This is a genomic window from Actinomadura rifamycini DSM 43936 (assembly GCF_000425065.1).
In the GTDB taxonomy this organism is placed as follows: domain Bacteria; phylum Actinomycetota; class Actinomycetes; order Streptosporangiales; family Streptosporangiaceae; genus Spirillospora; species Spirillospora rifamycini.
In genome coordinates this window covers 46780-60197 of the sequence record NZ_AULB01000034.1, presented here as the reverse complement: position 1 = coordinate 60197, position 13418 = coordinate 46780, and the positions used below count along the sequence as shown (strand labels likewise).

The following is a 13418-nucleotide window of genomic DNA, read 5'->3' as shown; positions in this document are numbered from 1 at the left end:
TTCCCCAACCGCCGGGCGCTCCTGGAGGCGCTCATGGGCGACCGGATGCGGGCCCTCGCCGCCACCGGCGCCGACCAGCTCGCCGCCCCGCCCTTCGAGGGCCTCGCCGCCTGGGCGCGCGCGGCCATGGACCACGCGGCCAGCTACCGGGGGCTCGGCGCGTCCCTCATGGAAGCCGTCGAGGACGAGACGTCCGAGCTGCACGCCGCCTGCAAGGCCGTCCTCGCCGCAGGCGACGAGCTCGTCGCGCGGGCCCGCGCGTCCGGCGCCGTCCGTCCGGACGTCACCGCCGAGGACGTGTTCGCGCTCGTGACGGCGGCGGCCTGGGCGGGCGAGCAGAGCACCCCCGCCCAGGCCGCACGCCTCCTCGACTTCGGCCTCGCCGGCCTCCGCCCCTGATCAGCGCCGGACGAGCGGCACGCTCAGGCACGCCGCGACCAGCAGCACACCCCCCGCGACGGCCAGCGCCGTCGTGTAGCCGTGCACCACCGCCGCGTCCGGCACGGCGTCCCGGTGCGCGGCGCGGTACGCCGCCCCGGCGCTCGCCGCCAGCGTGTTCAGCAGCGCCGTCCCCAGCGCGGCCCCCAGCTGCTGGGCCGCGTTGTACGCCGCCGACGCGGCCCCGACGTCGTGCCCCCGCATCCCCTCGGTCGCCAGCGCGGCGGTCGGCGTGATGACGCAGCCGAGCCCCAGCCCGGTCAGGACCATCGACGGCACCAGGTACCGGACGAAGACATCCGAGGTGCCCGCCGTCAGGCCCGTCAGCAGGAGCATCCCGGCCGCCGCCGCCAGCAGGCCCGGCACGATCAGCGCCCCCGGCGCGACCCGCCCGTGCAGCCTCCCCGCGACCAGCATCGACCCGGCCAGCGCCGCCAGCGCGTTGATGATCAGCGTCAGCCCGGTCTCGACGGGCGAGTAGCCGAGCACGCCCTGCGCGTAGTAGCTCATGAACAGGTAGAACCCGAACACCGCCACGAACATCAGGGTGATCGCCAGGAACGCGCCCGCCCGCACCCGGTGGACGAGCACCCGCATCGGCAGCAGCGGCTCGGGCGCGCGCACCTCGACCGCGACGAACGCCGCCAGCAGCAGCACCCCGCCCGCCAGCGGCGCGAGCACCTCCGACGACCCCCACCCGAACGGCTCGGCCCGGTCGAACGCGTACACCACCGCGGCGAACCCCGCGAGGCTGAGCAGCGCGCCCGCCGCGTCCAGCCGCCCCCGGGCCACCGGACGGTCCGCCGGCACCAGCGCCGCCCCGCACACCGCGAGGACCGCCACGGGCACGTTGACGTACAGGCACCACCGCCAGCCGACGTACTCGGTCAGCAGCCCGCCCGCGATCAGCCCGACCGCCGAGCCCGCCGCGCCGACCGCCGCGAACACCCCGAACGCCCGGCCCCGCCCGGCCCCCGCGAACGTCGTCGCCAGCAGCGACAGCGCCGCCGGCGCCAGCAGCGCGGCGCACGCCCCCTGCGCCGCCCGCGCCCCGAACAGCATCGCCGGGCCCGTGGCCGCGCCGCCCACCGCCGACGCCGCCGCGAACCCGGCGAGCCCGATCACGAACGCCCGCCGGTGCCCGAGCACCCCGCTGATCCGTCCGCCGATCAGCAGCAGCCCCCCGAACGCCAGCGCGTACGCGGTGACCGCCCACTGCCGGTTCCCGTCCGACATCCCGAGCGCCGCCTGCGCCGACGGGAGCGCGATGTTCACGATCGTCCCGTCCAGGACCACCAGCAACTGCGCGGCGCTCACCACCCCGAGCGTCCACCACCGCCGCGCGGGCACCGCGCGTTCCCTCTCTTCGACATCCATGGATTCCATCGTCACGTTGAAGCGACCCCGGAGACTTCCATGGCTCGAAGGCACCACCGACCGGCCCGAATACCCCACCGACCCTCAACCCCCGGTGGAAGGGGCGAGCGGGCGCGAAGGCCCGTCCGCGCGCCCGATCGCGGGTGTTCGTGGGGTCAGCGGGGCTCGTGGCGGAGGGCGCGGGCGGCGAGGGCGGCGGTCAGGAGGAGGGCGGCGGCGCTGACCGCGGCGGCCGCGGTGACGCCGTCGGTGTAGGCCGCGGCGGCCGTGTCCAGGAGTGCGGCGTCGTCGAGGACGGCGAAGGCGCCGGCGATCGTCTCGGTGGCGGCGTCGGGCGTGCCGGGGGGCGCGTGCTCCTCCATCCGGGCCGTGTACACGGTGGCCGTGGCGGTGCCGAGGACGGCGATGCCGAGCGCGGCGCCGAGTTCGGTGCCGGTCTCGGAGACGCCGGCGGCGGCTCCGGCGCGTTCGGGCGGGGCGGTGGAGAGGATCAGCGTGTTCGCGATGGTGCCGCAGACGCCGACGCCGAAGGCCAGGACGGTGTAGCCGCCGACGAACGCCCACACGGGGGTGCCCGGGTCGAGGAGCGCGATGCTCCCGAATCCGAGTGCGGCGAGGAGCATCCCGGCGGTGACGAGCGAAGCGGGACGGGCGCGGTCGGCGATCGTGCTCGCGAGGGCCGCGCCGGCGGCCGTCCCGGCGAAGGTCGGGAGGGCGTGCAGCGCGGCTTCGAGGGCGGTGAGCCCGTGGACGGTCTGCATGAACGTGAACGCCAGGGCGCCCATGCCCGCGGCGGCCCAGGACACCGCGGTGTTCGCGGTGACGGCGGCGCCGAAGGCGGGCGCCCGGAACAGGGCGAGGTCGAGGAGGGGGTGCGCGGCGCGGCGCTGGCGCAGGACGAACGCGGCCCCGAGGGCGAGCCCGGCCAGCGCCGCCGCGCCGGCGGCGGCGTCGGCGCCGTGGCCGGTGGCGCGCTTGAGCGCGACGACGAGGCCGAGGACGGCGGTGAGCGCGAGGACGGCGCCGGGCAGGTCGAACCCGGCGCCGTCGGGGTCGCGGGACTCCTCCAGGAGGAGCGGGGCGGCGGCCAGGAGGAGCAGCATCACGGGGACGTTGACGAGGAAGATCGAGCCCCACCAGAAGTGCTCGAGCAGCAGCCCGCCGACGATGGGGCCCGCGACGGAGCCGCCGGTGAACGCGACGGTCCAGGCGCCGACGGCCGCGCGGCGGCGGCGCTCGTCGGGGTACAGGGCGCGGAGGAGGGAGAGGGTGGACGGGGCGAGGGTGGCGCCGCCGATGCCGAGGAGGGCCCGGGCCAGGACGAACGTCCAGGGTTCGGTGGCGAGGGCGAGGAGCGCGGACGCGGCGCCGAAGAGGGCGGAGCCGGCGAGGAGGAGCCGGCGGCGGCCGATGCGGTCGCCGAGGGAGCCCATGGTGATCAGCAGTCCGGCCATGACGAAGCCGTAGACGTCCATCATCCACAGCCATTCGGTGCCGGTCGGGGTGAGCGCGGCGGAGATGGCCGGGGCGGCGACGAACAGGATCGACAGGTCCATCGAGACGAGCAGTGCGGGCAGCAGGAGGACGGCGACGCGCATGGCGTGATCGTACGTACGTACAAATCACGGTGTCAAAACGTACGTACGTACAATGATCGGCATGGGACAGCGTGAGGACTTGCTGGCGGGCGCGCGGATCTGCCTCGCCGAGAAGGGCTACAGCCGGACGACCGCGCGGGACATCGCGAGCGCGTCGGGCGCGCACCTGGCGTCGATCGGGTACCACTTCGGCTCGAAGGACCGGCTGATGGCCGTGGCGGTGCTCCAGGCCAGCGACGCGTGGGGCGACACGATCGAGGCGGCGGTGCGGGCGGCGGGCGAGGCGAGCCCGGCGGAGCGGCTGCGGACGTTCCTGGACGAGTTGTTCGCGGCGATCCCCCGGCAGCGGGACCTGCTGGTCGCGAGCACGCAGGCGTACACCGAGGCCCAGTTCAGCGAGGAGGTGCGGGCGCCGCTGCTGGAGGCCGTGGAGCGGGGCCGCCGGGAACTGGCGGCGATGGTGCTCGGGGTGGAGAGCGGCGAGGTGGACGACGCCACGGCGGTGGCGCTCGGGTCGCTCGTCCACGCGATGGTCGTCGGGTTCGCGCAGCAGGCGCTGCTGGCGCCGGAGTCGATGCCGTCCGCCGAGCGGGTGGCCGAGGCGGTGGCCGTCCTGGCGCGGGGGCGGTGACACGCGAAGAGGGCTTCCGCCACTCGGGGGCAATGGCGGAAGCCCTCGATATGGTCTTCGCCCCCGGACGTCCGAACGTTACGGATTTCAACCAGAATTTTCTGCGAGTCGGGAATGCCCTGGTCAGAGGGTGTCCAGCCAGTTCCGCAGCAGCGTCCGCCCGCCGACCGACAGCACCGACTCCGGGTGGAACTGGACGCCCTCGACGGGCGCCGCGCGGTGCCGGAGGCCCATGACGACGCCGTCCGGGGTGCGCGCGGTGATCTCCAGGACGTCCGGGACGGTCGCGGCCTCGACGGCGAGCGAGTGGTACCGGGTCGCGGGGAACGGGTTCGGCAGGCCCGCGAAGACGCCGCGGCCGTCGTGCCGGATCAGGCTCGTGTACCCGTGGACGACCTCGGGCGCCCGGGACACCGCGGCGCCGTACGCGTGCGCGATGACCTGGTGGCCGAGGCACACGCCGAGCACGGGCGCCCCCGACCGGACGAGCGCGGCGCAGACGCCCGCGTCCGCGGGGCGCCCGGGACCGGGGCTCAGCAGGACGCCGTCCGCGCCGGCGGCGTCGCCGACCGCGACGTCCGCGCGGGACGCGACGCGGCAGTCGGCGCCCAGTTCCCGCAGGTACTGGACGATGTTGTAGACGAAGCTGTCGTGGTTGTCCACGACGAGGACCCGCGGGCTCACGGCAGCCCCGGCTCCCCGGAGGACGAGGGCGACGGCGTCCCGGTGACGACGCCGTGGTCGAACTGGACCTTCGGCTCCACCCACGGGAACACGACGTACCACAGCACCAGGACGAGCGCGAGGACGGCGGCGGCCGCGACCGCGAGCTTGGTGCGCCACGCGCCGGGCAGCCGGCGCCAGATCCACGCGTACACGGGAACCCCTCCTACTCGGCGGCCGCGGCGGACGGGACGCGCGGCTTCGCGGCGGTCAGCTCACCGAAGACGATCATGCGTTCGGCGTCGGAGTACTTCGGGTGGCAGGTGGTGAGGGTGATGAGCCGCTCGCCGGGCTTCTCGCCCGGATGGTACGGGACCGGCGCGGTGACCTCGACGGCCGTCGGTTCGACGATGTCGCGCCCGGTGACCTTGTAGACGTACTGCTTCTCGCGCGTGTCGACGAGGATCTCGTCGCCGCGCTCGAGTTCGCCGAGGTCGTTGAACGGCGCGGAGTACGTCGTGCGGTGGCCGGACACGACGAAGTTGCCGACCTCGCCGGGCATGGCGCTGCCCGGGTAGTGGCCGGGGCCCTTGCGCAGGTCGTCGCGCTCGACGCCCTCGACGACGACGAAGCCGTAGTCGTCCCCGAACTCGGGGACGCGCAGCATCGCGATGCCGGAGCCGAGCTCGACCTGCTCGGTGGTGACGTCGGGGGCCTTCCACCGTTCGAGGAGCTGGTCGGTGAGGCGGTTCTGCTGGTCCCGCGTGTACTGGCCGGTTCCCCACAGTTCGTACGTCACGAACAGCATCAGGATCAGTCCGGCGGTGATGCACAGTTCGCCCAGTCCACGGATCAGCGTCCGCACCGCGCGTCCCCCTTCTCGAACGGCTCGACGCCGGGTCTCCCGCCGGTAGCGTGAAAACTGGGATGATGCCTCATGCGGGGGCCGGTACGCCGCGCCCCAGCGGATACGCTAACCGACAAAACACCCAAGTGCGGTCCGGCGCCCCGGCCGCCGGACGCCCGAGGAGATCGACCACCGTGGCCAAGTCGAAAGTGCGCAAGAAGGCGGTCTACACCCCGCCGCAGAAGTCCAAGGCGCCCGAGGTCAGCCCGCGCTGGCTGGTGCCCACGATGGTCACGCTGTGGCTGGTGGGCCTGATCTGGATCGCGGTCTTCTACGTCACGGCGAGCACCGGCACCGAGGTGCCGTTCATGACCGATCTGCACAACTGGAACCTCGGCATCGGATTCACCGCCATCATCCTCGGCGTCATCCTGTCCACGAAGTGGAGGTAGCCCAGGGGATCGCTCCCCTGGGCCGCCCCACGGCTCCTACAGCCCGTACTGCGCGGACAGGTCCGCCGTCTTGACCGCCACCAGCACGCCCAGCAGCACCAGCGTGAGGACGGGCGCCGCGACGTGGACGGCGAGTCGGCGCGCCTTCGGCGCGTAGGCGTACGCGGCCGCGAGCGCGGCGCCCACGACCAGCCCGCCGACGTGGCCCTGCCAGGAGATCCCGGGCACCGAGAACGTGATGATCAGGTTGATCACCAGCAGGAACACGATGGGCCCGGTGGGGGCGCGCATCCGGCGGCCGATCACGAAGAAGGCCCCGAACAGGCCGAAGATGGCGCCGGACGCGCCCACCGCCGCCTCGCCGGGCGACACCAGGTACAGCAGCACCGAGCCGCCGAGCCCCGACAGCACGTAGAGGGCGAGGTAGCGCCACCGTCCGAGCACCTGCTCCAGCGCGGGGCCGATCGCCCACAGCGCCCACATGTTGAACAGGATGTGGGTGATGCCGAACGATCCCTCGGTCTGGTGCAGGAACATCGAGGTGAAGAGCCGGTACCACTCGCCCTCGGCGACGCCGACGAGCCGCCCGTCCAGCAGTCCGAGGCCGACCATCATGTAGTCGAAGACGACCTCGCGGGACGCGCGCTCGAACAGGTACACCAGGACGCAGGCGCCGATCAGCGCGTACGTCACCACCGGGGTGGACGACGCGGCGACACGGGCGCCCAGCGCGGTGCGGGGCGCCGTCCGGTGCGCGTCCCGGTTGCCCTCGGCGACGCACTCCACGCACTGGTGGCCGACGTCGGCCTCGCGCATGCAGTCCGGGCAGATGTAGCGGTCGCACCGGGTGCAGCGCACGTACGTCTCCCGCCCCGGGTGCCGGTAGCAGGTCGGCACCGAGGTGTCGGGCGCGGGACTGGGTTCTGTGCTCATCCGTACTCCGGCGTCGCGGTGCGGGCTCTCACCGTCTCAACGATTAACGGCGCTCGATCGTCACCGTGCGGATCACGACATCGGTCTTCGGGCGGTCCATCGCGCCGGTCGGCGACTGGACGATCGCGTCGACGACGTCCGTGCCCTCGATGACCTTGCCGAAGATCGTGTGCCGGCCGGTGAGGTGGCGGGTGTTCTGGACGTTGGTGGTGATGAAGAACTGCGACCCGTTCGTGCCGGGCCCGGCGTTCGCCATGGCCAGCAGGTACGGCCGGTCGAACTTCAGGTCCGGGTGGAACTCGTCGCCGAACTCGTAGCCGGGGCCGCCGGTGCCGTTGCCGAGCGGGTCGCCGCCCTGGATCATGAACCCGTCGATGACGCGGTGGAAGATCGTCCCGTTGTAGAGGGGCTTCTCGGTCTTCTGCCGGGTGTTCGGGTCGGTCCAGACCTTGTTGCCCTCGGCGAGGTCGACGAAGTTGCCGACCGTCTCCGGCGCCTTGTCCGGGTACAGCTGGATGACGATCTTGCCGAGCGTCGTGTCGAGGGTCGCGAAGATCTCGTTGGCCACGCGGGCCTCCTCATGGTCGTCCGGACGGTCGGGTCCGGATCTCGTTCGTGCAGTTCGGCCGGTTCCTGCCGCAAAACCGTGCGGTCTCCGACATACCGGAAACCGTCACCCTACGCGGTCGGACGGTCACTCGCACGGTGTTTACCCTCCGATGCACGGGAAGGCTGCAGACAGGACCTCGCAAACAGGGAGGTTAGCGTGTCCCTAAAGATCAGTATCCGTCGCAGGCCGCAGGATGGCGTGTACACGGGGTACGAGCGTGCCCGGCAGGCGGCCATGCAGGGTACGGCGATGTGCCGGCGGCAGGCCACCATGGCGGCCGACCGGTTCATGCCGGCCGCGAACGAGCGCGTCATGCTCGCGCGCGGCTGGAGCGCGCCCCGGCTGCGGCGGGCCGCCCGTTACGTGGAAACGGGCCTCGCCCCGCGGGTGAGCACGTTCATGAACGACATGGCCCACCGGGTGGAACCGCCGCGGCGCACCCGGCCGTCCACCGTCATGGTGATGGCCATGGCCGGCACGGCCCTCGCGGCCGGTGCCGCGGGCGTGGTGATGACCCGGCGCAGCGCCGGCCAGGACATGGCGGACCGTTCGGAGGAGGGGGAGGCCACCTCCGCCGACTCGATGACGGTCAGCGGCGCCGACGTGGACGGCCAGGTGCACTCGCCGCACTAGGCGCCGTCCGGCCGCCGCCGTGACGGTCGTGCGCATGCGTAAGGCTCAGTGGAAGAGGGCCCGGTCCGGACGGACCGGGCCCTTCCGCGTCCGGTCCCCGCCGCCGCGTCCCGCGCGTCCCGTCCGCCGCTACCAACCGGTACGGTGAACCGCATGTCGGCAGAATCGCGCTCGGTGCCGCGGCGCCTGGGCGTCCTCGCCAAGGACCGCGCCCGCCGGGGCCTGCACACCGCCGTGCACCGGACCTGGGAGTGGATCCAGCGGCACGGCGAGATCACCCCGCACGCCCACGGCGCCCGCCGGTTCGCCTACCTCGGCGAGGGCGCCTGCATCGGCTTCCCCGTCGGCGCGATCTACGGCGAACCGTGGATCTCGATCGGCGACCACACCCTCGTCGGGACGCACGTCACGATCTCCGCCGGGTTCGTCCCGGGCCTCGACCTCGGCCCGGACGTCGTCGTGACCATCGGGTCGAGCTGCTCGCTCGGCCGCGGCACGCACATCGTCGGGCACCAGTCGATCGAGATCGGCAACGACGTGTTCACCGGCCCGAACGTGTACATCACCGACCAGAACCACACCTACGGCGACCTCGACGTGCCGATCGGGCGGCAGTGGCCCGAGAACAACCCGGTGGTGATCGGCGACGGCTGCTGGATCGGCACCGGCGCGATCATCCTGCCCGGCACCCGGCTCGGCCGGAACGTCGCCGTCGCCGGCGGCGCGGTCGTCCGCGGCGAGTTCCCCGACCACTCGGTCATCGGCGGCGTCCCCGCGAAGGTGCTGCGCAGCCACGACCCCGAGCAGGGCTGGCAGCCGCCGCTGCGCACGGGCCCGCTGATGTCGCTGGACGAACTCGCCGCCCTCTCCGTCGACGGCCTCGAGGGCCTCCAGCTGCTCCAGGACCGCCTCCGCGCCGAGAACGCGGCGCACGGGACGAACGGCTCGGGCGGTCCGGGCGGCGCCGGAGCCGGCGACGTCCGTCCCGCGGACGCCCACGAGGAGACCGGCTGACGGGACCGGCCGGCTGACGGGACCGACCGGCGGTCAGCCGAGCAGCGCCGCCAGCAGGACCAGCAGCGCGACCACGCCGAACGACAGCCCGAAGATCGCCACCAGTGCGCCCTTCCCCGGCCGGTCCACCGGCTCGAAGGCGAGCGCGCCCCTTGTGTAGATCGTGTGCGGGGGCGCGTAGTGCAGCAGGACGGGGTGGCCCGCGCGCGTGTCGACGGTCAGCTCGGCCTTCCCCACCTTGATGCCGTAGTACGAGCACCAGACGTGCACCGGCCACACCCCCGGCGGCAGCGGCAGCGGGGTGTCCCCCGGTTCGATCTGCCCCCGCCAGTTCCCCGCGTCCACCAGTACGGGCGGCCTGAGCCCGCGGCCGAGCATGGTGAACGGACGCAACCGGATCACCACGGTGCCCGGCGCGTGCGGTCCGGGGTGCGGGAACGCCATGAACCCTCCAAGATCGTTCGGATGCTCCAATTCCGACGTTCCGCGCGAACAGGGCGTTCCGCTCGCGGTACGGAGGCGTTTCACGTGAAACGACCCCGCCCCGGTTTCCCGGGACGGGGTCGTCTCACATGCTGGGGACGGGCTCAGTTGTAGCGGGCCGCGCTCCGGTCGCCGCCGCCGCCGCGCTTGCCCCCGTAGGAGCCGCCGCGCCGGCCGCCGCCGTGCGAGGAACCGCCGTGCGGGGAGCCGCCGCTGCGCGGGCCGCCGCCCCGGCGCTCGCCGCCGGACGACCGCGCGCCGCGGCCGCCGTAGCCGCGGCGCCCGCCCGGCCGGCCGCGCCCGCCGCCGTTCTCGCGGCGCGGCCGCTCCGGGATCAGCGGCTCCTCGATCGGGATGCCGGACGGGACGCGCGCCCCGGTCAGCTTGACCAGTTCGGCGTCGCCGCTGGCGACCCGGACGCGCGGCGCGTTGATCCCGGCGCGGCGGGTCATCGCGGACGTCGAGCGCACCTGGTGCGGCAGGACGAGCGTGACGACGGTGCCGCGCTCGCCGGCGCGGGCCGTCCGTCCGGCGCGGTGCATGTAGTCCTTGTGGTCGGCCGGCGGGTCGACGTGCATGACGAGGCTCACGTCGTCGACGTGGATGCCGCGCGCGGCGACGTCGGTCGCGACGAGGACGCTGATGTTGCCCTCGCGGAACTCGGCGAGCGTGCGGGTGCGCAGGCCCTGGCTCTTGCCGCCGTGCAGGCCCGCCGCGCGGACGCCCACCTGGGTGAGCTGCTTGGCGAGCCGGTCGACGCCGTGCTTGGTGCGGGCGAACAGGATCGTCCGGCCCTCGCGGTTGGCGATCTCCGCGGTGATCAGGCCCTTGTCCTTCGGCGCGACGAGCAGCAGGTGGTGGTCCATCGTGTCGACGGGCTCGTCGACGGGGCCGATGGCGTGGGTGACCGGGTCCTGCAGGTAGCGCCGGACGAGGACGTCGACGTCCTTGTCGAGGGTCGCGGAGAACAGCAGCCGCTGCCCGCCGGGGCAGGCCTGGTCGAGGATGTCGGTGACGTCGGGCAGGAAGCCCATGTCGGCCATGTGGTCGGCCTCGTCGAGCACCGCGATCTCGACGTCGGACAGGTCGCAGGCGCCCTGCTGCATGAGGTCCTTGAGGCGGCCGGGCGTGGCGACCAGCACCTCGACGCCGCGGCGCAGCGCGTCGATCTGCTTGAACATCGAGGTCTGGCCGATGACGGTCTTGAACTTCAGGCCGAGCGACCGGCCGAGCGGCTCCAGGTTCTGCTGGACCTGCTGGGCGAGTTCGCGCGTCGGGACGAGGATCAGCGCGAGCGGGCGCTTCGGGGCGGCGCGGCGGCCGGACAGGCGGGCGAGCAGCGGCAGGCCGAACGCGAGGGTCTTGCCGGACCCCGTCTTGCCGCGGCCGAGGACGTCCCGTCCCGCCATGACGTCGGGGATCGCGGCGGCCTGGATCGGGAACGGGGCGTCGATGCCCTGGCGGGCCAGGGCGTTCACCAGCTCGGCCGGGAGGCCGAGCTCGGCGAAGGTGGGAACCCGCTCCTCGGCCGCGGTGGCGGCGTCGGCGGTCGGGTTCTGAGCAGCAGTGGCTGTGGTCACGCAATACCTTCCGAGAGGGGGGCACGTCTCGGGAGGCACCACGCAGTGGATTTCGTGGGCTGCAAGGACGAGCCTGGCGCTGGGGCGCCGAAAAAGTGATGAAGAGTGATTCGGTCAGTCTAACGCCGCCGGAGGCCCTCCTTATGCCCCGTCTCGGCCGGAACATTCTCCCCGTCCGGATCAGCACCCGCACGCGACCGCGCCGCGGGGCGGGTCAGCGCCCCCACGTTGAGCAGGAACGCGGACGTGCGGCCGTCCCGCCGCACGGACCCCTTCATGATCGACGCCTGCCGCCGCCCGTCGCTCGCCACCTGCCAGAAGTCGAGGGTGACGCTCTCCCCGGCGCGCGTGCAGGTCTGCCCCGGCGGCGCGAGCTCGGCGGTGTTGCCGCTCGCCGCGAGCGTCCACCGGCATCCGTCGGAGGTCCGGGCGGCGATCGTCCGGTCGGGCAGCACCACCATGTCGACCTGGCCGCGCCGCTCCGACCGGCGGGGACCGTCCGGCCCGCGGTGGACGACCATGTTGATCATGCGGGACGGGTCCGCCGGGTCGTAGGTCCACCGGCCGCCGAAGCGCCGCGCGGCCCTCGGCCACGGCTCCGCCCCGTCCCGGGTGCGGGACCCGTTCGCCAGCGTGAAGGCGTAGTCCTCCTCATGGTGGCTGATCCCCTTGATCGTCTCCCGTTCGTGCCGTCCGGACACCCGCACCGACCAGCTCAGCAGGGTGTAGTCGGAGTCGATCACCTTGTTGGTGCAGCGCTGGCCCGGCGGGGCGAGCTCCAGTGCGCGGCCCCGGACCTCGAACGACCAGGTGCAGCCCCGGTCGGTGCGGCCCACGACCTCCCCCGGCCCGGCGCCCTTCCGGAAGACGACCCGGCCGATCTGCGGGATCTGGACGGGCTCGCCCGCGGGAACGCCCGGGATGAAACTGTCGCAGTCGGGTTCCGCGGGGAGGCAGGAGATCTCCGCGATGTTCCGCATGGTGCGGCGGTCCGGCTGGTCGTAGTTCCACACCCCCAGGTACGCGCCCGTGTCCGGCGGCGCGGCGGCGGCGGGGACGGCCGGAGCGCCCCAGCTCGCCGTCGCTCCCAGGGCGGCCACCGCCAGGGCCGCCCGTGGGCGCCGTCCCCGCTTCCTTTGCTGCATGGCTTCGCTCATGCACCTGAGAGCACGCGCGTCGCCCCGGCCGTGACACCGTCCACGCCGGTGTGACCCACCGCACGGTGCGGGTCAGGGGAGCAGGTCGAGGAAGGCGCGCAGGACCGGGTTGTCGTTCGCGGCCCGCCAGGTGAGGTGCAGTTCCACGGGCTCGGGGTTCGGCAGCCGGACGGGGCGCAGCGTGACGCCCTGGAGGCGCAGGCGGGACGCGGTGGCGGGGACGAGCGCGATGCCGAGGCCCACCTCGACGAGGGCGAGCACCGTGTGGACCTGGTGGGCGTGCTGGACGTACGCGGGGTGCACGCCCGACTCGCGGAAGACGCTGACGACGAGGTCGTGGAAGTACCGCGCCTCGAACGGCGCGTAGCCGATCACGCGTTCGCCGTGGAAGTCGGCGAGGCCGAGCTCGTCCTCGGCGCACAGCGGGTGGTCGGCGGGCAGCGCGGCGAGCAGGGGCTCGGCGCCGAGCGGGCGCGCCTCCAGGCCGGGCGGCACGGGCGGGCGGACGAGGCCGACGTCGAGGTCGCCGCCGGCGAGGCGTTCGAGCTGGTCGCGGGTGACGGCCTCGCGCAGCACGATCTCGATGTGCGGGAGGTGCTCGCCCGCCGCGCGGAGCAGGTTGCCCAGCACGCCGTACGCCGACGTCGCGGTGAAGCCGAGCCGCAGCACGCCCGACCGCCCCTCGGTCACGCGGCGGACGGACTGGGCGGCGTCCTCGGCGTCGTGCAGCAGGCGGCGCGCGTCGTGCAGGAAGGCGCGCCCGGCGGGGGTGAGGCGCACGGTGCGGCTGCTGCGGTCGATCAGCCGGACCCGCAGTTCCTTCTCGAGCTGCTGGATCTGCCGGCTCAGCGGCGGCTGCGTCATGTTGAGCCGCCGCGCCGCGCGCCCGAAGTGCCCCTCCTCGGCGACGGCGACGAAGCCGGCGAGCTGATTGATGGTGAACATCGATGCCTTTTGAGTATCAGTGAATGCTATTTCGGAGTTGGACTTGCATCGATGTCC

Annotated in this window: 16 protein-coding genes; 5 read left to right on the top strand and 11 right to left on the bottom strand. The window is 73.5% G+C overall.

The genetic code is table 11. The features are described 5' to 3' along the window. Positions 1–33: 33 nt before the first annotated feature. Positions 34–399 (top strand): SbtR family transcriptional regulator, encoded by a 366-nt coding sequence (locus tag H505_RS44910; RefSeq protein ID WP_245592651.1) that lies wholly within the window; start codon positions 34–36, stop codon positions 397–399. Here the strand turns inward: H505_RS44910 and H505_RS0128575 are convergent, their stop codons facing one another. Continuing rightward, positions 400–1815, bottom strand: a complete 1416-nt coding sequence (locus tag H505_RS0128575) for an MFS transporter (RefSeq protein WP_051301272.1) — start codon at positions 1813–1815, stop codon at positions 400–402. Positions 1816–1970: 155 nt separating this feature from the next. Next, complete coding sequence (locus H505_RS44905; RefSeq protein ID WP_034520297.1) at positions 1971–3413, bottom strand: MFS transporter; 1443 nt, start codon at positions 3411–3413, stop codon at positions 1971–1973. Between the two features lie 61 nt (positions 3414–3474). On the opposite strand from H505_RS44905, the gene H505_RS0128565 reads away from it, so the two are divergent. Beyond that, positions 3475–4044, top strand: a complete 570-nt coding sequence (locus tag H505_RS0128565; RefSeq protein WP_026404710.1) for a TetR/AcrR family transcriptional regulator — start codon at positions 3475–3477, stop codon at positions 4042–4044. A gap of 123 nt (positions 4045–4167) precedes the next feature. On the opposite strand, the gene H505_RS0128560 is transcribed toward H505_RS0128565, so the two are convergent. The 3 genes from H505_RS0128560 to H505_RS44895 are packed head-to-tail and all read right to left on the bottom strand — an operon-like array spanning position 4168 to position 5572. After that, complete coding sequence (locus H505_RS0128560) at positions 4168–4728, bottom strand: anthranilate synthase component II (RefSeq protein ID WP_026404709.1); 561 nt, start codon at positions 4726–4728, stop codon at positions 4168–4170. After that, positions 4725–4922 carry a hypothetical protein gene (locus tag H505_RS44900; RefSeq protein ID WP_034520294.1) on the bottom strand — a complete coding sequence of 66 codons (198 nt, stop codon included), beginning with the start codon at positions 4920–4922 and terminating at the stop codon, positions 4725–4727. The genes H505_RS0128560 and H505_RS44900 overlap by 4 nt, the downstream gene beginning before the upstream one ends. An 11-nt stretch (positions 4923–4933) precedes the next feature. Next, on the bottom strand, positions 4934–5572 hold the full coding sequence (locus tag H505_RS44895; RefSeq protein ID WP_034520290.1) for a class E sortase: 639 nt from the start codon (positions 5570–5572) through the stop codon (positions 4934–4936). A gap of 176 nt (positions 5573–5748) precedes the next feature. Here H505_RS44895 and H505_RS0128545 point away from each other — a divergent pair, with 176 nt between their 5' ends. Next, positions 5749–6006: a cell division protein CrgA gene (locus H505_RS0128545; protein ID WP_026404708.1), complete on the top strand. Its 258-nt coding sequence runs from the start codon at positions 5749–5751 to the stop codon at positions 6004–6006. Positions 6007–6042: 36 nt separating this feature from the next. On the opposite strand, the gene H505_RS0128540 is transcribed toward H505_RS0128545, so the two are convergent. Continuing rightward, positions 6043–6939, bottom strand: a complete 897-nt coding sequence (locus H505_RS0128540) for a rhomboid family intramembrane serine protease (RefSeq protein ID WP_026404707.1) — start codon at positions 6937–6939, stop codon at positions 6043–6045. Positions 6940–6982: 43 nt separating this feature from the next. After that, positions 6983–7507 carry a peptidylprolyl isomerase gene (locus tag H505_RS0128535; protein ID WP_026404706.1) on the bottom strand — a complete coding sequence of 175 codons (525 nt, stop codon included), beginning with the start codon at positions 7505–7507 and terminating at the stop codon, positions 6983–6985. Positions 7508–7747: 240 nt separating this feature from the next. Between H505_RS0128535 and H505_RS48150 the strand changes: the two genes are divergently transcribed. Next, the gene (locus tag H505_RS48150; protein ID WP_051301271.1) at positions 7748–8182 is read left to right on the top strand and encodes a hypothetical protein; all 435 of its coding nucleotides are present in this window, start codon (positions 7748–7750) and stop codon (positions 8180–8182) included. Between the two features lie 153 nt (positions 8183–8335). Next, positions 8336–9196 (top strand): acyltransferase, encoded by an 861-nt coding sequence (locus tag H505_RS44885; protein WP_084550923.1) that lies wholly within the window; start codon positions 8336–8338, stop codon positions 9194–9196. A gap of 33 nt (positions 9197–9229) precedes the next feature. Here H505_RS44885 and H505_RS48145 read toward each other — a convergent pair whose 3' ends face one another. The 4 genes from H505_RS48145 to H505_RS0128505 all read right to left on the bottom strand — a co-directional run bounded on the left by H505_RS48145 (position 9230) and on the right by H505_RS0128505 (position 13361). Then, complete coding sequence (locus H505_RS48145) at positions 9230–9640, bottom strand: hypothetical protein (RefSeq protein WP_051301270.1); 411 nt, start codon at positions 9638–9640, stop codon at positions 9230–9232. Positions 9641–9783: 143 nt separating this feature from the next. Next, positions 9784–11259, bottom strand: a complete 1476-nt coding sequence (locus tag H505_RS0128515) for a DEAD/DEAH box helicase (protein ID WP_026404705.1) — start codon at positions 11257–11259, stop codon at positions 9784–9786. 119 nt (positions 11260–11378) lie between these two features. Beyond that, positions 11379–12416, bottom strand: a complete 1038-nt coding sequence (locus H505_RS0128510; protein WP_157433157.1) for a hypothetical protein — start codon at positions 12414–12416, stop codon at positions 11379–11381. A gap of 72 nt (positions 12417–12488) precedes the next feature. Next, a complete protein-coding gene (locus H505_RS0128505) occupies positions 12489–13361 on the bottom strand; it encodes a LysR family transcriptional regulator (RefSeq protein ID WP_026404703.1) in 873 nt (290 codons plus the stop codon). Between the last annotated feature and the right edge of the window lie 57 nt (positions 13362–13418).